Source organism: Streptomyces sp. NPDC029216, assembly GCF_040648015.1.
Lineage (GTDB): Bacteria > Actinomycetota > Actinomycetes > Streptomycetales > Streptomycetaceae > Streptomyces.
On record NZ_JBEZWL010000029.1, the window covers coordinates 13,482 to 35,765 of the forward strand.

Consider the following 22,284-nt stretch of genomic DNA (forward strand, 5'->3'; position numbering starts at 1 on the left):
CGTAGCCTGCCCCCTCATCTATCTCGACGTCAAGATATTTCGGCTCGGGGCCCCGGTACGGCCGGGGCCCGCGGCTAGCGCGGCAGGAGCGCCGAGGCCACCCCCGCCGGGACCGGGGCCAGCCCGGCCGGGCGGGTGGTGAAGGTGCCCCGGCCCTGGGTGCGCCCGCGCAACCGGGAGGCGTAGCCGAACAGTTCGGCCAGCGGCACCGTCGCCGTGACCACCGCGGTCCCGGCCCGGGTGGCCGAGCCCGTGACCCGGCCGCGGCGGGCGGCGAGGTCGCCGAGGACCGCGCCGACGGCCTCGTCGGGCACGGTCACGGTGACCTCCGCGACCGGTTCCAGGAGCTCCAGCGTGCTCGCGCGCAGGGCTTCCCGCAGCGCGAACCGGCCGGCCGCGCGGAACGCGAGCTCCGAGGAGTCCTTGGAGTGGGTGGCCCCGTCGGTGAGGACGACCCGCAGCCCCGTCACCGGGTGCCCGCCGAGCGGACCCTCGGCGAGGGCGTCCCGGCAGCCGGCCTCCACGGCCCGCGCGTACTCCTGCGGAACCCTGCCGCCGACGACGGCCGAACGGAACGCGAAGCCGGGCTCGCCCAGCGGCTCGACGTCGATCACCACATGGGCGAACTGGCCCGCGCCGCCGTCCTGTTTGACGTGCCGGTAGACCAGCCCGGTGACCCCGTCCACCACGGTCTCCCGGTAGGAGACCCGGGGCCGGCCCACGACGACCTCCACGCCCTGGTCCCGGCGGATCTTCTCCACCGCGACCTCCAGATGGAGCTCGCCCAGCCCCGACAGCACGGTCTGCCCGGTCTCCGCGTCGGTCCGGACCGCCAGCGAGGGGTCCTCCTCGGCGATCCGGGCCAGCGCGGCCGCGAGCCGGCCCGTGTCGGTGCTGCGGCCCGCCTCGACCGCCACCGACACCACCGGGTCGGCCACCGTCGGCGGTTCGAGGAGCAGCGGTGCCCCCGGCGCGCACAGGGTGGTGCCGGCCCGCGCGGCCTTCGGCCCGATCACGGCGACGATGTCACCGGCCACCGCCTCCTCCCGTTCCTCGTGCCGGTCGGCCTGCACCCGCAGGATCCGCCCGATGCGTTCCGTCCTGCCCGTACCGGCGTCCAGTACGGTGTCGCCCTTGCGCAGGGTGCCCGCGTAGAGGCGTACGTACGTCAGCCGTCCGGTCGCCGTCGCCGTCACCTTGAAGGCGAGGGCGGCCAGCGGCTCCGCCGGGTCGGCGGGACGGCCCTGCACCGCGGGCATGTCGGCCGGTGACGGCAGGTACGCCACGACGGCGTCCAGCAGCGGCTCGATCCCGCGGTTGCGGTAGGCCGAGCCGCACAGCACGACGACACCCTCCCCGGCGAGGGTCAGCTCGCGCAGGGCGCGGACCAGCGTCGCCTCGGCGAGGGAGCCCGTCGCGCAGAACTCCTCCAGGGCCTCCGTGTGGAGCTCGGCCACCGTCTCCTCCAGGAGCCTGCGGCGCCGCAGCGCCTCCTCCAGCAGCGCCTCGGGGACGGGAGCCGTCTCGTACGAGTCGGCGCCCGCGCCCCAGAGCAGGGCCCGCATCCGCAGCAGGTCGACGACGCCGGTGAAGGCGTCCTCCCGGCCGACGGGCAGCTGGACCACCAGGGGGACGGTGCCGAGCCGCCGCCGGATCGAGGCGACGGCCGTGTCGAGGTCGGCGCCCGCGCGGTCCAGCTTGTTGACGAACGCGATGCGCGGCACGCCGTGCCGGTCCGCCTGCCGCCACACCGACTCGCTCTGCGGCTCGACCCCGGCGACGGCGTCGAACACCGCGACGGCCCCGTCGAGCACCCGCAGGGAGCGCTCGACCTCGTCGGCGAAGTCGACGTGGCCGGGGGTGTCGATCAGGTTGACGCGGTGCCCGTCCCAGGCGCAGCTGACGGCCGCGGCGAAGATGGTGATGCCGCGGGCGCGTTCCTGGGCGTCGAAGTCGGTGACGGTCGTCCCGTCGTGGACCTCGCCGCGCTTGTGGATGGTGCCGGTCGCGAAGAGGATCCGCTCGGTGACGGTGGTCTTGCCCGCGTCGACGTGGGCGAGGATGCCGAGGTTGCGGACGGCGGTGAGGGGGTTGGAGTTGGCGTGGGTACGCGTGCGCATGGCCCGTGGCCTTTCGGATGCCGTGGATCGGGGAAGAGGGCGGCGCGATTCCCGTGCGTGCACGAGCGGACATGACGATGCGTCATGAGCATGTGTGCAGAGGCCTGTTCGTGGCCCCGCGTCACGGGCGTACGGTGACAGCCGCGCAGCTGTTACCGCGCGGCGCGAGACACCGGGATCACGTCGTACCGGGACGGGGGAACGAGGGCGGCGGCGGTGTGCGTATGCATGACCCTGTTCCCCTTCTCTTCGTTCGACGGCATGGGCGCGCGGGCCGTTTCGGCGGCGCGCACGGCGAGTGTAGGCAGGATGCGCCGGCCGGGGCACCGTATTTTCGCGACCTCAGACGAGGAGTCGTGCGCGCAGCCGGGCGGTGGTGGCGGGGGTGATGCCGACGGTGTCGGCGAGGTAGCGGGACGGGGAGCCGTAGCGGGCGGTCAGGTCGGCGAGGACCAGGGCCATGACGGTGGCCGGGGCGCGGCCGTACGAGGGCCAGAGCAGGGTGCGGTCCGGGTGGGCGGCGTGCCAGTCGGCGGTGAGGCGGGCGGTGGCGAGCTCGGTGAGGGCGAAGTCGGCCAGGATCTGCTCCTCGGGCACGTCGAGGAGGGTCAGGACGAGGGCGGCGATCAGACCGGTGCGGTCCTTGCCGGAGGTGCAGTGGAAGACGGCGGGTCCGGGGCCGTCGGCGATGAGCTCGACGGCCTGCCGGATCTCCTCGGCCCCGTCCTCGGCGACCTCGGCGAAGCGGTCGGCGAGGTAGCGCCAGGGGTCGAGGGCGGGGTCGATCGCGGCCTGGTCGTAGGGGCGGTGCTCGATGCTGAGGTTGGCGTAGGTGAAGCGTTCCGGTTCGGGTATCCGGCCCTTGGCCTCGATCTCCCACGGGTAGCGCAGGTCGATGACGGTACGGATGCCGAGGCCGAGGAACCGGTCCCAGTCACCGTCCGCGGTGTCGAGCTTGCCGAGGGAGTCGGCCCGGTAGAGGACGCCCCAGGCGACGGTCCGGCCGTCGGCGGAGCGGTAGCCGCCGAGGTCGCGGAAGTTGTGGAGGCGGGTGAAGGGGATGTGACGCCGGCCTGGCACGGTGAACTCCTGGGGTGGATGCGGTGGTTGTGCTGCCAGGATGCCTCATGCACCGGCGGGGTGCGGTGAGGCGATGTTCCACAGACCGTCCGCCCGGGTCACCGACCAGTCGCCCGGCAGGTCGAGGTCCCCTGCGAGCGTGACGCCGGTGAACTCGGCCCTGGCGTGGAAGGCCGCGCCTTCGAAGGTGAGGCCGGCCCGGAAGGTGCAGTCCGCGATGGAGACGGTGCCGTCGAAGGTGGCGACGTCGAAGACGGTGTCGGTCGCGAAGTCGGCGCGCAGGAAGTGCACCGGGCCGTGGAAGCGCGCGCCCCCGAAGGCGCTTGCGGCGTTCTCGACCCTCATGTCACGCCACGTCAGCGGACCTGAGAAGACCGCCCGTTCACACGTGACTCCGCCCGCGCAGATGGAACCGGTGAACACGGCCTGACCCTCGAAGGCGGCGCCGGTGAAGAGCGCGGGAGCTTCGAACACGACCGTGTCGAACTCCGCTTTCCTCCCGAACGTGACGGAGGTGAAATCGGCCAGGCGGTCGAACCGGGATTCCCGGAAGACCGCATCCCCCTGACAGACCGCCCGGTCGAAGGACGCCGGGGCCGCGAACCTGGCGCCGGTCACCGTCAACGGGCCCGCCCACACCGCGTGTTCGAAACGCACCGGTTCGGCGAAGGTGGCCCCGTCCAGCGTGGCGGGGCCTTCGCACCTCACCCGGCCGAACTCGGCCACACCTTCCACCGTGACACCGTTCAGGACCATCTCGCCTTCCATGACGGCGAGTTCGAAGGTGACACTCCCCATCCAGGTACTCCGGGTGAAGTGCGCCATCTGGGCGAACACCGCGCCGCGGAAGACCGCCTTGCCCTCGAAGCTGATGCCGACGAACATCGCCACGTCCAGGAAGACCGTCCGTTCGAAGGAGGCCTCACCGACGAACACCGCCCCGGAGAACCTCGCCGGCCCGACGAACGTGGCGCCCGAGAAGTCGGCCTCTCCCGCGAAAACCGCCTCCGTCTCCTCCCAGCCGTGCTCGAAGCGCGCACCGGTGAAAGCCGCATCGCCGAGCCGGACGATCCCCGTCCCGGGCTCGCGCACGGCGTCGAGCACCCGTCCCAGCAACTCCCGTTCGAACGGGACCCCGCGGAGGTCGAGCGGCGAGCCGGGGCCGAGAGCGCCCAGTACCGCCTCCTGCTCCTCGGCCGGCAGGTGGGCGAGACAGGCGTGGCGGCCCGGCGGCCGGATGCCCGCACAGCCCCGCAGGGGATCCCCGGGGGCGCGGGCGCCGCAGCGCGGCCAGCCGGTCAGGAGCTCGCCCGCGTCGTTGCCCGCGAGCGTCAGCGCCCGCGCCAGCGGCCGGGAGTCGTCCTCGCACACCCATCCTGCGTCGGTTCCCCCCAGGGGTTCGAAGGCTGCCAAGGCCATCGGACCGACCCGGGCCGCGAGCGCCTCGTACAGGGCTCCGGACAGGGCGAAGCACAGGATTCCACGGTTGCGCACGTCCGCCAGCCAGGCCGCGATCCGGGGGTGCCCGAGCGGCGACTCGCCGCCCTCGAACCCGAGGGCCACCACGAGCGGCGGGTGCACGCTTCGCCTGGCGCGGTAGCCGTCGAGCGCCGTCGGCAGGTCGGCCAGGAGCCGCCCTGCCCTGCCCATGCCCCCCGGCAGGGCCAGCGGAACGGCTGCGGAGCGCCCGTCCTCCGTCACGGTGGCCGGACCGGGGACTCCGCCCGCCTCCAGCCACCGTGTGACGGTCTCCCGCATCTCGGCCGCCGTCCAGGCGCCGTACGGAGCGCCCGCCTCGCCCGCCCGCAGCTCCACGGCGAGCCGCGGCCCGGGTGACCCGCCCCAGGCGCGGGCCAGCGCTCCCGCGGCCTGGGGATGGGCGCGCAGCGCCGTACGGAAGGTGTCCTCCCCGATCAGGGCCTCGCCCGTCAGGAAGACGATGCGGTCGCGCAGCACCGTGTGCACCACCCCGACCAGTCCGCCGTCGAGGAGCACCGGGCCGCCCGCGAACTGCATCCAGCGTTCCGGTTCGGGGGAGGGCGCGAGGAGCTCTCCGTTGAGGGCTCCCCTCCCCCGGGCCGGCTCGGCGGTCAGCGTGATGCGCTCCCCCGTGTCCGTCAGCCCGTCGACCTGCGCCCGGCGGCCGGATCCGAACGGCAGCGCCGCCCATTCCGGCGGCACGAACCCCACCGGGTCCACCAGGTCCTCCTGGCTCTCCAGCAGCAGCACGCGCGGGACGGCGTCGTCCCACCACACGGCGCGGCAGGCCACCTCCCGGCCGCCCGCCCGGACCCACGCGACCGTCTCCACCGGTCTCGGGACCTCGGCGGCGGTGAGCACCAGCCGGGGGGCCAGCAGTGTGCCCACCTCCCCCGCCTCGGGCAGCAGCTCGAACCGCACGCGGACCACCCGGTCGGCCGGCCCGGGCTCGCCCGGCCCCCGTTCCGCGAACGGCTGGGCCCCCTCCGGTACCTGGCGCCGTCCTTCCGTCCCCGTCGTGACCCGGGTCGCGGAGAAGTCGGGGCCGGTGCCCCGGTTGCGGGACATGAACTCCCACACCCGGCGGCGCACCAGTTCCCGTACCGCCGCCACGTCCCCGCGCAGCTGGGAGCCGAGCAGCACCTCCCGTACCCCCGGCAGGAAGTCGAACTCGGCTTCCTCCAGCCGCTGTTGCCCCTCCCACGGGGCGAAGAGCCCGCCGAGGGCGACCTCCGCCAGGTGGCCGTGTTCGGAGCCCCGCAGCAGGGAGCGGCGGACCAGGGTCATCACGGGCAGGGTCAGCGGGACGGCGGCCAGGTGCGCGGCGAGCTGCTGGGCGGTCGGGGAGGCGCCGGCCCGGAAGCGCTCCACGAGCTCCAGCGGGTCGGCGGCCCGGCGCGGCGGGGCGCTCCCGCCGCGCGGCGGCCCGGGGGCGGCGTCCAGGCGCAGGCAGGCCAGGCGGCGCCAGCGCCCGTCGCCGGACACCACCCGGACGAGGCGGGCCAGGCTCCCGGAGGCGAGTCCCACGACGGGCACCACCGGCCCGCCGCCGCGCGCCCGCCGGGCCGCCGGGACCCGCTGCCAGGAGCGGGTGGCGGCGGCGGGGCGGTCCGAGCGGACGGCGAACGGCACGGGCCGTACGGCGCCCCGGGTCCACAGCCGTTCGGGCAGGACGTTCAGCACGGCCACGGCGTTGTGGGCGCTCCAGTGGCGCAGGACCGCGCGCAGCGGGCCCTCCTGCCAGCCGCCCGCGACGGTGTCGGAGACGACGAGGATCAGCCGCCGGCCGGCCGGGTCGGCCAGTTCGAGGGGGTTGCGGGGCGGTCCGCCGGGGCCGCGGGCGAGCTGCGGGGTGCCGCCGCGGCCGGTACCGGTCAGCTGCCAGGTGCGGACGTCGCGGAAGACCCCGCTGCGGGTGAGGACCCCGCGCAGTTCGGCGACGAGGTCGGACCACAGCAGCATCGAGTGGTGGGCGTCGACGACCAGGGCCAGGTCCAGCCAGCGGCTCTCGGCGGGGCGCAGGACGGGGGTGGGGACCATGGCCTCGATGCTGCGTTCCACGGTGAGCTGCTCGTCGAGTTCCTCGCCGGGGCCGCCGATGGAGCGGCGTCCGACGGGCCGCAGGGATCGCATCAGGCCGAGCGGGTCGTCGAGGGAGGCGGTGCGCGGCAGGCGCAGGGGTATGCCGCGCCTGCCGTTCTCCCCCTCGCCGTGGCCGGCGGACGGGTCGGCGCGGGTGGTGGCGGGGAAGAGCTGGGCGGCGCCCGCGCCCGCGCCGGCGCCGGGCGCGTGGGGCGGGCCGGGCTCGGGGGCGGGCGGGGGCGAGGCGGTTTCCGGTTCGGTGCCGTCGGCCGCGGGGGGCTGCGTTCGGGCGTCCGCGGCGGCGGGGTCGACGCGCGCGGCCAGCCACAGGATGTCGGCGATCTCCTCGGCGCCGACGGCGGTGCGCGGGGCGGCGCCGTCCTCGGCGCCTTCGGCGAAGGCGGCGAGCAGCCTCTCGATCACGCCGTGGGCCCGGTCAGGTGCTGCATGACGGTGGCGAGGAACCGGTCTCGGTCGCCGGGCGCCGACCAGGCGCCGGCCAGGCGCAGTTGGATGGCGTTGAGGAGCTGGTCGGTGGCCAGGTCCCCGTCCTCGGCGCGTTCGAGGAAGCTGCGGACGAGGTCCTGGTACTCGGTGCCGTCCGCCCCGGTGATGTCGACGCCGAGGCGTCCGCGCACGATGCGGGCGAGCTTCTCGGGCCCGGGCGCCTCCAGGTGGAGGCGGACGCAGCGGCGCAGGAAGGCGGGCGGGAAGTCGCGTTCGCCGTTGCTGGTGAGGACGACGACGGGGAAGTAGCTGCACTGCACCCGGCCCTGGGTGACGGCCACGCCCGCGTCGGGGTCGTCGTCCGTGCCGATGGCGACGGTCGGCTCCTCCTTGGCCAGGCGGGCGAGTTCGGGGATGACGAACCCGCCGTCCTCGAAGACGGTCAGGAGGTCGCCGGGCAGGTCGATGTCGCTCTTGTCGATCTCGTCGATGAGCAGGACCCGGGGCCTGCGCTGCGGCAGCAGCGCGGTGCCGAGCGGGCCCAGGCGCAGGTAACGGGCGATGGAGGGGGCGGCGGATCCGGGCGGGGCGGCGGCCGGGGCGCCGGGGAGGCGGACCTGTTCCAGGCCGGCCTCCTGGAGCCGTCCGATGGCGTCGTACAGGTAGAGGCCGTCGCGCAGGACGGTGCGGCTGGTGATCGGCCAGTGCAGTACGGGGCCCAGGGCCAGGTCGGCGGCGATGCTGTAGGCGAGGGTGGACTTGCCGACGCCGGGCTTGCCGGTGACGAGCAGCGGCCGGCGCAGGTGGAGGGCGGTGTTGACGACGTCCTTCTCGGGTTCGTCCGGGACGTAGCCCTCGCCGCGCCGCCGGGTGCGCTCCCAGGCCTCCCCCGTGCGGCCGGGCGGCCCGTAGGCCGGGTCGGGGACACCGGTGAAGTCCCGCCAGGGCGGCGGCGATCCGGCTTCCAGCCGGGCGCGGCGGTCCTCGCCCGGACCCTCGCCCTGGTACAGCCACCAGTCCTTCGCCACTGCCTCTTCCTCCGTCGTCGCGTGAAGTCGTGCGGTCGGTCGGGTCGTTCGCGTGGTGCGGGTCGTACGGGGTTCAGGCCAGGGAGCGGAGGTCGATGGTGTCGTCGGGATCGTCCCACAACAGGACCAGCCGGTCTGCCCCTTCGGCCGCGCCCCCGGCGGCCGCCCGGCGCACTTCGCGTACGCGGGCGGGCAGTCCGAGCACCGCCGGTGCGCCGGGGAGGGCCTCCGGGGAGAGCAGTGCGGGCAGGCCGCCGGCCGGGGCGCCGCCGCCGCGCCGCCAGACGGCGACGGGCACCCCGCCTTCGAGGAGCGCCTCCTGCAGGGCGTCCGTCCGGGCCGCCGAGGCGTGCCCGAGGACGCAGGCGGGCGCGGTGCGGGCCCCCAGCTGCACTCCGAGGGCGTCGGTGACCTCCGGGTCCTCGACGACCCGTACGGTGTCCCGGTGCCGGCCGCCCTGGGTGTGCATCCAGCGCCACTTGGCGCGCCATTCGGTGCGGGTGTCCTCACGCTCCTGCGGGCAGCGGACCACCACCTCGTACAGCATGCCGAGGGGGCGGGTCCGGCCGGCGGGTCCGCGGGGGACGGGCCACTGGTCGAAGTCGGTCTCCAGCATCTCGTACGGCACGTGGAACTCGATCCGCGCGACGCCCCCGTACGGGGAGCCGGGGTCGGGCTCCGCTCCCAGCAGGGCGAGCTGGCGTACGAGTGCGGCCCGAACGGCGGCCGGGGTGACCGGGCTGCCCTCCGACTCCCATATCTGGCGGGTCCGTTCGCCCCGCAGCCACATCCGGGCCAGCAGGCCGTCCTCGCCGCCGGCCGGGGACTCCAGCCGGACGTGCAGCACGGCGTGCCGGGCGGGGGCGGGCGGCGGGCGCAGCACGGGCAGGGCCAGGCGTTCGCGGGTGGCGCGGACCCACTGGGCGAGCCGGTCCGCCCAGGCCGGGTCGCCCAGGCCGCCGGGCGTGCCCCGGGGGCGGGCGGCCCGGTCGGCGAGGTAGTGCACGAAGGGCACGGCCAGGGGCATGCCGCTGCGGCCGCCCTGCCGCTCGTCGAGGTCCCAGACCACGTCGAGGAGGCTGTCGGCGGGCAGCCCGTCGTGGACGGGGGTGGTGCAGCCCGCCGCCTTGAACGCCCAGGCGTAGGCCTCGTAGGCGCAGCGCGGCAGCTCGCGGCCCTCGAAGAGGCCGCCGAGTCCGTCCCAGCCGGCCTGGTCGAGCCGGGCGGCCCGCGGCGGGGGCGGCCCGTACAGGCCGTCGTCGAGGAAGGAGGCGGCGTCCCAGTCGCGGTCGACGATGAACTGGGGCAGCTGCCAGCCCTCGCCGCGCTCGCGCAGTTCCTGGAAGGCCCGGTGGATCCGGCGGGCGGCTTGCGGGAGGGCGGTGACGCCCTCGCGTACGGAGCGGTCGCCGAGTTCGCCGAGCAGGGCCTCGGTGAAGCGGCCGGCGCCCCGCTCCGCGTCGTTCTGCGCGGCCTCGCCCTCGCGGGAGGCGTAGAGCCGGAACTGCCGCCGTCCGGGGACGGTGGCGCCGCCGCCGTAGTCGTTGCTGCCGAAGTTCCACCGGCTGTCGCGCGGCGCGTCGACCCGGCAGGCGTCCACCAGCGCGGCCTGGAGCGGGAACTGGCGGTGCTTGACCAGGTCGGTCGTCCACCAGCGCAGCACGGAGTCGAGGTTGAGGTGGCGGATCTGGCCGGGTCGGGCGTCGGCGCAGGGCAGCATCAGTTCCCGGCCGCGCCCGAGGTAGCCGTGTCCGGCCCAGAAGATCCACAACAAGTCGCCGTCACAGCGAGGGAGTTCGTCGATCAGCGCCGATTTCGCGTTCTGCTCGGTGGCCGGCCGGTACGTCTCGCGCAGCGCGGCCAGGCCCGGGGAGGCGTGCCAGTCGAGCCGGTCGGGGTCGTCGAGCGGGGAGAGCAGCAGCCGCACGTTCGCCGCCGGCACCTCCCCGGGTCCGGTCAGCCAGCCGGCGAAGCGCAGGGCGTCGCGGGCGGGGCCGCGCAGGTTCCAGTGGTGGCTGATCTCGTACCGTTCGACGCCGGCGACGAGCGCGAAGGTGCGCCTGGGCACCAGGCTCCTGGGTAAGTCGAGCGGCCGGGCCCGGAGTCCGGGTTCGGGCCGGGGTGCGGGGTGCGTCACCCGATGCCCGCCTCGGTCACCGCCCGTTCGATGCGCTCGTAGAGGGACTTCTGTTTCCAGTAGGCGCTGTGGGAGGCCGGGAAGGGCTGGCGGCTGCGGATCTCGTGGTCGGTCACGCGCGGGTCGCCGGGGAAGACGGGTCCGGCGAGGTAGGAGAGCACGTCCTGGCGGTCGTACACGTTGAGCCAGCGCGGGAAGCCGTACGGGAGCGCGCTGCCGGGCGGGAGGGCGGTGAGCGCGCCGAGTTCGTACAGGTACGGGGCCTGCGAGCCCACGGTGACGAGGAGTTCGGCGCCGGGTACCGGCCCGCCGGTGGCGGCCTCCAGCGCGAGCAGGTCCACCAGGGCGATACCGCCCAGGCTGTGGCCGATCAGTACGGTCGGGCCGGGCTCTGCGGTGATCCTCGCGTGCAGGAAGGCGCGCAGCTCGGTGCCGCGGGCCTGGTAGCGCAGGATGTCACCGAGGGCGGGGGTGGCGCCGACGGTGAGGGAGCCCCGCCAGGCGTCGAGCAGCGGCTGCGTGGAGACCCTCAGGGCGAGCCGGCCCAGGAAGGCGGCCGCGCGGGCGCCGGGGACCCGGGCGCCGCCGCCCAGGCGGGTGGTGAGCAGTTCGACGAGCCGGTCCCGCTCGGCGGCGGTGCAGTCGGCGTCGGCCCCGGCGGTGGCGAGGGCTCCGGCGGTGACGGCCCGGGCGAGGGCGGTGGCCAGTTCGCGGGCCTGCGGTTCGGCGGTGGCGCGGTCCCCGGCGCGGGCGGCCTCGGCGGAGCCGGCGGCGGCCTCCAGCGCCGGGCGGAACCCGGGGGCGAGGCCGGTGCCGCGCAGCAGGGCGCGGAGTTCGCCGTGGGGGTCGTCCGGGGTTTCGGCGAGGCGGTGCAGCAGGTCCAGGACGCGCGTCCCGGCGGGCTGTACGCCGGGCATCGCGAAGGGGTCGTCCGGCGCGTCGTGTTCGGGCCCGCCCGTCTCCCAGCCGGCCTCCGCGAGGACCCGCAGCTCGCACAGCGGGTCGGCGAGCAGCAGCCCCCACTCGGCGGTCTCGGCGTCCGCCGCGTCGGCGGTCGCGGCGGCGCGCAGTCCGGGGACGGAGCGGCCGCCCGAGCCCAGGCCGGCCCCGAACCGCTCGCCCCAGAAGCAGGAGTCGACGGCCGCGCCGGGGAACCGGGCCGTGAGCCGCTCCCGTACCAGCGCGAACAGGGTGTCGTGCCGGTCGCGCCGTACTCCCGTGCCGTGAACGAACAGAAACCGCATCGCCCTTACGCCCCCTCGTCGGCCTGCCCCCGCCCGGCACGATAGCGCCAGGTGGGGAACGGGGCGTAGGGAACGCGGAGTTCAGCGGGTGGCCGCGCGGGGCCGGGTCAGCGTTTGCGGGCGACGGTCAGGCCGTCCGCGACCGGCAGGAGGACGGACTCCACCCGCTCGTCGGCCCGTACGTGCGCGTTGAACTCCCGGATGGCGAGGCCGTTGCCCCGGGCGGCGGGGTCGGCCGCCTCCCCTCCGTACAGCACGTTGTCGGCGAGGAGCAGCCCGCCCGGGCGGACGCGCGGCACCAGCTCCTCCCAGTAGGCCCGGTAGCCGGTCTTGTCGGCATCCAGGAAGACCAGGTCGATCACGGGCTCGGACGGCAGGGCGCGCAGGGTGTCCAGGGCGGGGGCGAGGCGCAGCTCGATCCGTTCGTCGAGCCCGGCCTCCTTCCAGGCCTCCTGGGCGATGTCGGTCCACTCCTTGGAGACGTCGCAGGTCAGGACCCGGCCGCCGGGGGCCAGTCCGGCGGCGAGGGCGAGGGTGGAGTAGCCGGTGAAGGTGCCGACCTCGACGATGCTGCGGGCGTCGGTGAGCTTGGCGAGCAGGGTGAGGAAGACGGCCTGCTCGTGCGGGACCTGCATCCGGGCCACGCCGCCGAGCGCGAGCGTCCGCTCGGCCAGCCGCTCCTGGACGAGGTTGCGGGGCTCGGACTGGGCGAGCAGGTACGCGTACACGTCGGGGGTGAGGGGGACGGTCTTCACCTCGTCCGGGGACCGGCTCATGGGGTACGTCCTTCCGTGGGTCGGGCGGGGGGTGCGGCGGCGCGGCCGGGCGTGGTGTCCCACCCGCTGTCGGGGCCCGGTCCGGGGGCTCCGGCCGGGCGGTGCGAAGCGGCGGCCGCCGCCTCGGCAGCGGGGGCGGTCATGCGGACGGCTCCGGCGGCGGGGCCAGCGGCTTGCCGAGGGGGCCGCGCGGGATCCGGTCGACGAGCCGCACCCTCCGCGGTTCGGCGCCGAGGCCGCGCGCGGCGGCCCGAACGCCCTCCGCCGTCAGGGGGCCGCCGCCGGCGACGAGGACGTCGTACGCCTCCCCCTCCGCCCGGTCGGCGGCGCGCACACAGGCCACGTCCGCCCCGGGGAGCGCGGCGCGCAGCCGGGCGGCGATGGCGCCCAGGTCGTGCCGGATCCCGTTGGCCCTGATCAGGTGGGCGCGGCGGCCGCGGCGCAGGAACAGCCGGTCGCCGAGCCGGCGGACCAGGTCGTCCATCTCGTGGTGCGCGGGGCGGCCGCCGTCGGGGAGGGCGGCGAGGCGGGGCCCGGCGACGGCGAGCGGGCCCTCCGCGCCGACGCCGGGCGCGGCGAAGGTGACGTCGTCGAGCAGGGTCCACGGGCCGTCCGGCTCCCAGCCGCTGCGGTGCGCGACGGCGCCGGTCTCGGTGGAGCCGAGCAGCTCGACCAGGGCCGTGCGCGCGTCGTCGCGGAACCTCTGCGCCTCGGGCGGGAGTTCGGCGGAGCCGTGCAGGAAGACGATGTGCTCGAAGGACGCGGTCCAGCGGGGGTAGCGGGCCAGGATCCGGAAGGTCCACGGAATGGCGACGACGGCGATCCGCCGGGCCGTCACGGGCGGCGGCGGGCCGTCGAACGCGGGCCAGAACCACACCGGCAGCCCGGTCAGGGCGGGCAGCATCAGCGTGGCCGAGGCCCCGTAGACGTGCCGGGTCGGGACGAAGCTGACGACGGCCTCGGGCGCGTACGGGGCCAGCAGGCGCGCGCCGTGCGCGGCGTCGGCCCGGAGCTGCTCACCGGTGAGGACGCACCGCCGGACGGGCTCGCCTCCGGTACCGGAGGTGTGGAACTCGTACTCCCCGGCCAGGAGCCGCCCGCGCACCCGGGCGGCCTCGGCCCCGCCGAGCCGGTCCCAGGGCAGGTGCCAGCCGCCGGGTGTGCTGTCGGGCGCGGCGGCCCCGATCCCGGGGCGCTCCCGGAGCGCCTCGAAGGGCAGGGTCGCGTACCCCTGGGCGGGGAGGGCGGGAACCGCCGGGACACCCGGGACCCCTGAGACCGACGGGGCCTGCGGGGCTCCCGGGACCCCCGAGACCCCCGAGACCGACGGGGCCTGCGAGGCGCCTGGAACCCCCGGGACCGACGGGGCGTCAGGGACGCCCGGACCGTCGGGGCCGCTCACGACGCCCCCGGCGGGACCGCGCCGGCGAGCGGGCCGGCGGCGGGCACCTCGGGCGGGTGTGCGGCGGGGTCGAGGAGCATGCGCGGGGTCCCTCCTGTGCGGTCGGCTGCGGGCTGGGGCCCAACGGCCCGACCGGCTCAACGACACCGGGCGCCGGGGGAAACGCCCGGGCTCCCACGGCGGGCGTTGCACACTCCCCGTCCTTCCACCCTTCCCCGGGGCGCTGCCCACCTGATCCCCCGCGTCACGACCCCTAGTCGTGACCTGTGACATGTGAAATATTACCTGCGCACCGCACTCCCGAGCTTCCCGAACTCCCGGAAAGGTCACCCCCGTTGCGCAGACTTGCCGCGGCGGGAGCGGCGATATCCCTCACCGCTCTCGCCTTCCTCGCCACCCCCGCCCAGGCCGCCGCCCCGCCCCCGCCGGCGCCCACCGCCCCCCAGGCCGGCCAGGAGGCGGCGCCGCCCCCGGCCCCGCTCGAACTCCGGCGGCAGGCCCTGCGCCGCCAGGCCCTGGAGGGCGTCGCGGCCGGCGGCGCCGCCTCCCGCAGGTCCGGCCCCCTCCCGCGGACCACCAGGATCGGCGACCAGTACGTCGAGCTCGCGCAGGAGCGCAAGGACAAGGCCTTCGTCATCCTGGCCGAGTTCGGCGACCGGACGGACCCCCGCTTCGGCGGCACCCCCGGCCCCCTGCACAACGCGATCGCGAAGCCGCCGAAGGACGACAACCACACCCTCTGGCGCAAGGACTTCGACCGGGACTTCTACCAGCGGCAGTTCTTCTCCGCCGATCCCGGCGCGGCGTCGCTGCGCGCCTACTACGACCTCCAGTCCTCCGGCCGCTACGACGTCGACGGCACGGTCACCGACTGGGTCAAGCTCCCCTACAACGAAGCCCGTTACGGCACGGACCAGTGCACCGAGACCGGCCAGTGCCGCACCAACTGGGACCTGGTCCGCGACGCCACGGCCGCCTGGTACGACTCCGAGCGCGCGAAGGGCCGTACCCCCGAGCAGATCAAGGCCGAACTCGCCCCGTACGACGTGTGGGACCGCTACGACGCCGACCACGACGGGAACTTCAACGAACCCGACGGGTACCTCGACCACCTGGTGGTCGTCCACGCGGGCAAGGACCAGACCTGGGGCGGCGGCGACCAGGGCAAGGACGCGATCTGGGCCCACCGCTGGTTCGCGTACTGGGACCAGGCCGGCACCGCGGGCCCGCAGGGCAACAAGGCGGGCGGCACCCCGGTCGGCGACACGGGCATCTGGGCCGGCGACTACCTCACCGGCGGCGAGAACAGCGGAGCGGGCCTCTTCTCCCACGAGTTCGGCCACGACCTCGGCCTCCCCGACCTCTACAGCTCGGACGGGGACAACGGCGTCAACTTCTGGTCCCTGATGTCCTCGGCCTCCTACCTGGGCAAAGGCCCCAACACCACGGGCCAGTGGCCCGGCGACCTGGACCCCTGGAGCAAGCTCCAGCTGGGCTGGCTGGACTACACGGAGGCCGACGCCGGCCGCCGGGCCCGCGCCACCCTCGGCGTCTCCGGCTACAACACCCCCGACCCCCAGGCCCTCCTGATCCACCTCCCGCCCTCGACCACCCGTACGGAGCTCACGGACCCCTCCGAGGGCACGAGCCAGTGGTGGAGCGGCACGGGTGACTTCATGGACAACACCCTCACCCGCCCGCTGGACCTCTCCGGCGGACCGGCGACCCTGAGCGCCCGCCTCTGGTACGACACGGAACAGGACTTCGACTTCCTCACGGTCGAGGCCTCGTCCGACGGCGGCGCCACCTGGACCCCGCTCCCCGGCACGGTGAACGGCACGCCCATCCCGCCGAAGGGCGTCTCGGGCACCTCCACCGCCTGGACCGCCCTCACCGTCCCCCTGCCCGCCGGCACCACCCGGCTCCGCTTCCACGCCACCTCGGACGGCAACACCCACGGCCGCGGCGTCACCCTCGACGACCTCCGCATCACCTCGGACGCGGACGGCCGCACCCTCCTCACGGACGGCGCGGAGCAGGGCGCCAACGGCTGGACGGCCACCAAGTGGTCCCGTACCGAGGGCCGCACGGGCACCGAGTCCCACCCCCGCGCCTACTTCGCGGAGAACCGCCGCTACACCGGCTACGGCTCCTACCTCCGCACGGGCCCGTACAACTTCACCTCGACGGACAACCGGGTGGAGTTCTACCCGTACCAGCAGGGCGTCCTCCTCTGGCTCTGGGACACCGCGTACAGCGACAACACCACCAAGGCCCACCCGGGTTCGGGTCTGATCCTCCCGGTCGACGCCCGCCCGGACGCCCTCCGCTTCCCGGACGGCACCCCGGCCAACGCCCGGGCCCAGACCTTCGACGCGCCCTTCTCCACCCGCCCCACGGACCGCGTCACGCTCCACAAGCCGAACGGCACCCTGACGATCCCCTCCCGCCCGGGCGTCCCGGTGTTCGACGACCACCGCACCGCCTACTGGAACCCGGACCTCCCCCAGCTGGGCGTCAAGGTCCCCGACACGGGCACCCGCCTCCAGGTCCTGCGCGAATCCGCCACGACCGCCACCCTCCAGCTGACCCCGTCCGCCCCCTGACCCCACCCGCACGCGCGAACGCCCTGCCGGACCCGCCGGCAGGCGTTCGCGCGTTCCGGGGCCGCCGGCCGTCAGCCGCGGGGCAGGACCGTGGCGAGGACCGAGGGGAGGGGGTACCAGTCCGAGGAGGTGATCGAGGCGTGGTGGGCGGCCATCAGGGCCACCCGGGCCCGGGCCTCGTCCTCCGAGGGATGGACGGAGTCGATCGCCGGGGCCACGTTGTGGGCGTCCGTGGCGATCAGGAGGTAGCGGTTGCGGTCGTACCAGGACGTGTCGATCGAGCCCGAGGCGTACGCGGCGGCGTCGCCGTCGAAGACGACGAACCAGGGGCGCAGGGCCGGGTCGGCGTAGCGGGTGGTACGGGGGTCGCCCGGTTCGGCGCGGTGGACCGCCGGGAAGGCGGCGGCCGTGGAGAGGTGGGTGCGCAGGTGCTCGGCGTACTCGCGGTCCGTCCAGAGCTTGTCGGCGCTGTTGCCCTCCTCGACGGTGCCGGGGATCAGTTCGACGAGGAACGTGCCCGCCATGAGCGAGCGGGCCGGCCAGGCGCCCGCGCGGGCGGCCGTGTCGAGGTCCGGGTGGCCGGCGGCGAGCCGGCCCGGGGTGAAGAGGGCGTCGCCGAGCTTCGAGGTGAGGAGGCTGTCGAGGGCGGCGGGGCCCCGGCCCAGGTTCGTGGCGAAGCCGTCCTTGAGCTCCAGCTTGAGGACGATCGGGCGGTGGCCCGGGTGGGCGTCGTGCCAGCTGCGGATGTCGGAGAGGCAGCCCGCCAGGTTCTGGTTGCGGGACTTCGTGCGCAGCTGGGCGGGGGTGGTGGCGTTCTCGCAGTTGCTGTCGTTGCCGAAGGGGTTGTCGTGCGAGACGCGCCAGGAGCTGCCGAAGAAGTTGGTCCAGACGTCGAGCTCCAGCATCGCCGCGCCGGAGTCCAGGGCGTCCGCGAAGTAGGGGTATTTGGTCTTCTCGTACGCGTTGTGCACCCCCACGCCCGTGGTCGCGGAGTACGGGGGGTCGGCCGACGCCGCGGAGGCGGGGGTGACGGCGGAGGCGGGGGTGACGGACAGCGCGAGGGTCGCGAGGGCGGCCGAGAGCAGAGCGGCTGCCGTGCGCAGGCGGGTGGGGAATGGCATGGGTGTGCGGCTCCCTGGTTACCGAGTGGTAAGGCGGTGGGAGCGTAGGGGAGTTGGGTGAAGAGGGGAAGGACCTGGGATGTCCGCTCGGGGGCGGGGTGTGAGGAGGGGCACATGCCGGCCGGGAACCCGGGGCGGCGGCCGGCCGTTCGGGTGGGTTGACGGTGACATTCGGCGGTGGGAGCGGCGCGATGACGGGCAGGGCCGTACGGGTCTGCGTGCTGGCCGGGGTGTGCTGCGCCCTGGTGGCCGCCGGCGTGGCCTTCGGGCTCGGCCGCATGGGAACCGTCGTCCAGGGGGACGGGGAGCAGGGCCACTACACCCAGGACGCCGCGCTGGCCGACAAGGCCGCCGCCGGGGCGCTGGAGAAGCTCACCGAAGGATCCCCGGGATCCCCGCCGGTACGGGCCTTCGCGGAGGAGTCCTGGAAGGCGTCCGATCCGCTGGAGGCCCGGGACGTGCCGGCCGAGGCCGCCATCGGGGCGCTGTTCTCACCCGGGCTGGACTGGGACGACGACCACCACTGCTCGGGGAGCGTGGTGCACTCCGCCGGCGGGGACCTCGTCGTCACCGCCGCCCACTGCGTGTACGCGGGCGGGTTCCGCAGCAACCTGGCCTTCGTGCCGGGGTACGAGGAGGGGAAGGCGCCCTACGGGGTGTGGGTGCCCACCCGGATCGACGTGGACCCGCGCTGGGTGCGGGACTCCGACCCGGACGTCGACGTGGCGTTCATCCGGGTGCGCCGCGCCGGGCACCCCGGGCAGCGGCTGGAGGACGTCACGGGGGCGCACCCCGTCCGCTTCGGCCAGCAACTGCCCGTCCCCGCACGGCTGGTGGGGTACCCGAACGACGCCGAGCGCCCGCTGGGCTGTTCGAACACGGCCGTGGCCGACGGGCCCACGCAGCTGCGGTTCGACTGCGCGGACGTCCCCAACGGGACCAGCGGCGGTCCGGTCCTGAGCGCGGCCGGCAGCCTGATCGGGGTCATCGGCGGGCGTGACGGGGGCGGGGACGAGGTGACCTCGTACAGCAGCTTCTTCGGGGACGGCGTACGGGCCCTGTACGAGCGGGCGGTGCGGGGCTAGCGACTGTCCGGCGGAGCATGAGGCCACGGGCCAAGTGGTTGTCCGGAGTGTCGTCCATGCTCCGAGTGTGGGGCGGCGGGCCGGGGCGGGGGCAGGTTTCGTCCGGGGCGGACGGGGGCGTGGCGGGGGCGGACGGGGGCGGACACCGGCCGGCGGCGGCTTCGTCCCTGCTCACCCTGGCACCGGAGCCGGGGCCGCGCCCCAGTAAGCTGCGGGTCCGGCCCGCGCATTCCCCCTCTCCCGTTCCCGAGGTACCGCAGTGAGCTCCGCAGCACCCCCCATACCCGTGGCGGTCGTCGGCCTCGGTGCCGACGGCTGGGCCGGGCTCACCGCCACCGCCCGGGAGGCCCTGGCCCGCGCCGAGGTGCTCATCGGCGGGCCCCGGCAGCTGGACCTGCTGCCGGCCGCCGAGTGCGCCGGGCTGCGGGTCGCGTGGCCGAGCCCGCTGCGCCCCGCCGTGCCGAAGCTGATGGCCGAACACGCCGGACGCCGGATCGCGGTACTGGCCAGCGGCGACCCCATGTTCTACGGGATCGGCCGCGCCCTCTCCGAGGAGCTGGGCCCGGACGCGCTCCACGTCCACCCGCACCCCTCGTCCGTCTCGTACGCCTGCGCCCGCCTGGGCTGGCCGGTGGAGGACACCGAGGTGGTGACCGTGGTCGGCCGGCCGGTGGCCCGGGTGGCGGCCGCGCTGCACGAGGGGCGGCGGCTGCTGGTGCTGAGCGCCGGAGCGGCGACCCCGGACGAGATCGCCGCTCTGCTTCGTGAGCGGGGCTTCGGCCCGAGCCGGATGCGGGTCCTCGAACAGCTCGGCTCCGAGCGCGAGGACGCGTACGAGGGCACCGCCGCGCAGTGGCACCGCGAGCCCGGCGACCCCCTCAACGTCGTCGCCGTCGAGTGCCGCCGCGACCCCGGCGCACCGCTCCCCCGGCTCGGCGCCACCCCCGGCCTGCCCGACGCCGCGTACGAGCACGACGGCCAGCTCACCAAGCGCCACGTCCGCGCGGCGACGCTCTGCGCCCTGGCGCCCGCCCCCGGCGAGCTGCTGTGGGACATCGGCGGCGGCTCCGGCTCGATCGGCATCGAGTGGATGCGGACGCACCCCTCCTGCCGCGCCGTGGCCGTGGAACGCGTCCCCGAGCGGGCCGCGCGCATCACCCGCAACGCGGCCGCGCTCGGCGTCCCCGGCCTGCGCGTGGTCATCGGCGCGGCCCCGACGGCGCTGGACGGACTGCCCACCCCCGACGCGGTGTTCATCGGCGGCGGGCTCACCGCCCCCGGCCTCCTCGACGCCGCCTGGACGGCGCTGGCGCCCGGCGGCCGGCTGGTCGTCAACACCGTGACGCTGGAGTCGGAGGCCGTCCTCGCCGGACAGCACCGGCGCCACGGCGGCGAGCTCGTGAAGCTGGCCGTCGCGCACGCCGTACCGGTCGGCGGCTTCACGGGCTGGCGGCAGGCGATGCCCGTCACGCAGTGGTCCGTGACGAAAACACCGTGACGAAAACGCCGTGACGAGAAACTCCGTGACGAGAAACTCCGTGACGAAGACGCCCTGACGCAAACGCCCTGACGAAGACGAAGACACAAGGAGACCGACATGACCGTGTACTTCATCGGCGCGGGCCCCGGCGCCGCCGACCTGATCACCGTACGCGGTGCCCGCACCCTCGCCGCCGCCCCCGTCTGCCTGTACGCGGGCAGCCTGGTCCCGCGCGAGCTGCTCGCCGAATGCCCGGACGGGGCCCGGCTGGTCGACACCTCGCAGCTGAACCTCGACGAGATCATCGCCGAGTGCGTACGGGCCCACGAGGCGGGCCAGGACGTGGCGCGGCTGCACTCCGGCGACCCCTCCATCTTCAGCGCGGTCGCCGAGCAGATGCGGCGCCTCGACGCGGCCGGCATCCCGTACGAGGTCGTCCCGGGCGTGCCCGCGTTCGCGGCGGCGGCGGCCTCGCTCAAGCGGGAGCTGACCGTCCCCACCGTCGGCCAGACCGTCATCCTGACCCGGATCGCCCAGCAGGCCACGCCGATGCCGCCCGGCGAGGACCTGGCCACGCTCGGCCGCAGCGGGGCGCTGCTGGTGCTGCACCTGGCCACCCGCTACGTGGACCGCGTCGTGGACGAACTGCTGCCGCACTACGGGGCCGAGTGCCCGGTGGCGGTGGTGGCGATGGCCAGCCGTCCCGACGAGCTGATCCTGCGCGGCACGCTCGCCGACATCGCGGGCCAGGTGAAGGAGGCGGGGCTGGTGCGGACTGCCGTCATCGTCGTGGGCCGGACGCTGGGCGCGGAGCAGTTCCGCGACAGCCACCTCTACTCCCCCGAGCGCGACCGGCATGTCTGCTGACCCGTCCGCCGCACGGGAGCCCGGCCGGCACCTGCTGATCCTGGGCGGCACCACCGAGGCCCGCCGGCTGGCCGAGGCGCTGGCGCGCGACCCCGCGTACGCCTCCGAGTACCGGGTGACGAACTCCCTCGCGGGCCGGGTCAGCTCCCCCGTGCTGCCGCCGGGCGAGACCCGGATCGGCGGCTTCGGCGGGGTCGAGGGGCTGGCCGGCTGGATCGTCGCCCACGGCGTCACGCACGTCGTCGACGCCACGCACCCCTTCGCGGAGCGGATGAGCTTCCACGCGGCGGAGGCGGAGGCGCTCACGGGCGTGCCCGTGCTGGCGCTGCGCCGGCCCGGCTGGAGTCCGGGACCGGGCGACGCCTGGACCTTCGCGGACGACCTCGCGGGGGCCGCCGCCGTACTGCCCTCGCTGGGCGGCCGGGCCTTCCTGACCACCGGCCGGACGGGCCTGCACGCCTTCGCGCACCTCACCGGCACCTGGTTCCTGGTGCGTTCGGTGGACCCGCCGCAGGGGCCGGTGCCGCCGAACCTGGAGACGGTGCTGGCGCGCGGGCCGTTCGGCCTGGAGGAGGAGCGGGAGCTGCTGGCCCGTCACCGCATCGACGTCCTGGTCACCAAGGACAGCGGCGGCGACGCGACCGCGCCCAAGCTCACCGCCGCCCGCGAGGCGGGCATCCCGGTCCTGGTGGTACGCCGTCCGCCGGTGCCCTCCGGGGTGGCCCGCGCGGAGTCGGTGGAGGCGGCCCTGCGCTGGCTCGGCGACGGCGGCCGCACCCTCTAGGGTGAAGGGATGCGGATACGTCACTCCCTCGTCCTCGTCCTGGTCCTCGCGGCCGCGACGGCGCTCGTCACCGGATGCGGCGGGGGCCCGGCGCCCGAACCCAAGGGCTGGGAGCCCGACGACGCGCTGCAGCGGGCCGACGAGGTCCTGGGCAAGGACGTACCGGCCGGGGCCCGGGTGACGATGCGGGGGACGGGGTTCCTCAAGGCCGGCATGGACAAGTCCCTGGAGACCGGCGGGGAGCGCCCGTACCGCTTCGACATCGCCTGTGACAGCGAGGAGAGTTCGCGGGTGACGCTGGTGCTGTCCCGCGAAGGCGGCGACGGGGACCGGTCGTTCGACGTGTCGTGCACCGCGGGGGAGGTCACCCGGCTGAACTTCCCGGCGGGAGCGGCGCTGACCGCGCACATCGACCCGGCCCCGCAGGACGACTCTCCCCCGGCCGGTGTCGTCTCGTGGCAGCTGCTCACGGTCGACCCCGAGACGGTCCAGGGGTGCGCGGACGCCCTGGCCGGCTGTCCGGGGTGAGCCGCCGGGCGCGGCGGG

15 protein-coding genes are annotated in these 22,284 nt (G+C 75.4%); 6 read left to right on the forward strand and 9 right to left on the reverse strand.

The features are described 5' to 3' along the window. Positions 1-74: 74 nt before the first annotated feature. The 8 genes from fusA to AB0F18_RS14020 all read right to left on the reverse strand — a co-directional run bounded on the left by fusA (position 75) and on the right by AB0F18_RS14020 (position 13,795). Positions 75-2,120 (reverse strand): elongation factor G, encoded by a 2,046-nt coding sequence (fusA, locus tag AB0F18_RS13985; protein WP_362059147.1) that lies wholly within the window; start codon positions 2,118-2,120, stop codon positions 75-77. Between the two features lie 342 nt (positions 2,121-2,462). Further along, on the reverse strand, positions 2,463-3,200 hold the full coding sequence (locus AB0F18_RS13990; RefSeq protein ID WP_362059150.1) for a tyrosine-protein phosphatase: 738 nt from the start codon (positions 3,198-3,200) through the stop codon (positions 2,463-2,465). Positions 3,201-3,245: 45 nt separating this feature from the next. Next, complete coding sequence (locus AB0F18_RS13995; protein WP_362059153.1) at positions 3,246-7,184, reverse strand: pentapeptide repeat-containing protein; 3,939 nt, start codon at positions 7,182-7,184, stop codon at positions 3,246-3,248. After that, on the reverse strand, positions 7,181-8,236 hold the full coding sequence (locus AB0F18_RS14000; RefSeq protein ID WP_362059156.1) for a MoxR family ATPase: 1,056 nt from the start codon (positions 8,234-8,236) through the stop codon (positions 7,181-7,183). The genes AB0F18_RS13995 and AB0F18_RS14000 overlap by 4 nt, the downstream gene beginning before the upstream one ends. A gap of 73 nt (positions 8,237-8,309) precedes the next feature. Next, complete coding sequence (locus AB0F18_RS14005; RefSeq protein WP_362059159.1) at positions 8,310-10,304, reverse strand: hypothetical protein; 1,995 nt, start codon at positions 10,302-10,304, stop codon at positions 8,310-8,312. Positions 10,305-10,369: 65 nt separating this feature from the next. Next, the gene (locus AB0F18_RS14010) at positions 10,370-11,617 is read right to left on the reverse strand and encodes a hypothetical protein (protein WP_362059162.1); all 1,248 of its coding nucleotides are present in this window, start codon (positions 11,615-11,617) and stop codon (positions 10,370-10,372) included. 107 nt (positions 11,618-11,724) lie between these two features. Continuing rightward, complete coding sequence (locus AB0F18_RS14015; protein ID WP_362059165.1) at positions 11,725-12,393, reverse strand: O-methyltransferase; 669 nt, start codon at positions 12,391-12,393, stop codon at positions 11,725-11,727. A gap of 139 nt (positions 12,394-12,532) precedes the next feature. Then, positions 12,533-13,795, reverse strand: coding sequence for an AMP-binding protein (locus AB0F18_RS14020; protein WP_362059168.1), 1,263 nt, complete (start codon positions 13,793-13,795; stop codon positions 12,533-12,535). A 335-nt stretch (positions 13,796-14,130) separates the two neighbouring features. Between AB0F18_RS14020 and AB0F18_RS14025 the strand changes: the two genes are divergently transcribed. Further along, positions 14,131-16,401 (forward strand): immune inhibitor A domain-containing protein, encoded by a 2,271-nt coding sequence (locus AB0F18_RS14025; RefSeq protein WP_362059171.1) that lies wholly within the window; start codon positions 14,131-14,133, stop codon positions 16,399-16,401. A gap of 71 nt (positions 16,402-16,472) precedes the next feature. Here the strand turns inward: AB0F18_RS14025 and AB0F18_RS14030 are convergent, their stop codons facing one another. After that, positions 16,473-17,522, reverse strand: coding sequence for a phosphatidylinositol-specific phospholipase C domain-containing protein (locus AB0F18_RS14030; RefSeq protein WP_362059174.1), 1,050 nt, complete (start codon positions 17,520-17,522; stop codon positions 16,473-16,475). A 191-nt stretch (positions 17,523-17,713) separates the two neighbouring features. On the opposite strand from AB0F18_RS14030, the gene AB0F18_RS14035 reads away from it, so the two are divergent. The 5 genes from AB0F18_RS14035 to AB0F18_RS14055 all read left to right on the forward strand — a co-directional run bounded on the left by AB0F18_RS14035 (position 17,714) and on the right by AB0F18_RS14055 (position 22,266). Then, complete coding sequence (locus AB0F18_RS14035; RefSeq protein ID WP_362059177.1) at positions 17,714-18,607, forward strand: trypsin-like peptidase domain-containing protein; 894 nt, start codon at positions 17,714-17,716, stop codon at positions 18,605-18,607. A gap of 259 nt (positions 18,608-18,866) precedes the next feature. Continuing rightward, positions 18,867-20,105, forward strand: a complete 1,239-nt coding sequence (gene cbiE / locus AB0F18_RS14040) for a precorrin-6y C5,15-methyltransferase (decarboxylating) subunit CbiE (RefSeq protein ID WP_362059180.1) — start codon at positions 18,867-18,869, stop codon at positions 20,103-20,105. 99 nt (positions 20,106-20,204) lie between these two features. Next, positions 20,205-20,954: a precorrin-4 C(11)-methyltransferase gene (gene cobM / locus AB0F18_RS14045; protein WP_362059183.1), complete on the forward strand. Its 750-nt coding sequence runs from the start codon at positions 20,205-20,207 to the stop codon at positions 20,952-20,954. Beyond that, positions 20,944-21,738 carry a cobalt-precorrin-6A reductase gene (locus AB0F18_RS14050; RefSeq protein ID WP_362059186.1) on the forward strand — a complete coding sequence of 265 codons (795 nt, stop codon included), beginning with the start codon at positions 20,944-20,946 and terminating at the stop codon, positions 21,736-21,738. The genes cobM and AB0F18_RS14050 overlap by 11 nt, the downstream gene beginning before the upstream one ends. A 9-nt stretch (positions 21,739-21,747) precedes the next feature. Beyond that, the gene (locus AB0F18_RS14055) at positions 21,748-22,266 is read left to right on the forward strand and encodes a hypothetical protein (RefSeq protein ID WP_362059189.1); all 519 of its coding nucleotides are present in this window, start codon (positions 21,748-21,750) and stop codon (positions 22,264-22,266) included. Positions 22,267-22,284 lie beyond the last annotated feature (18 nt).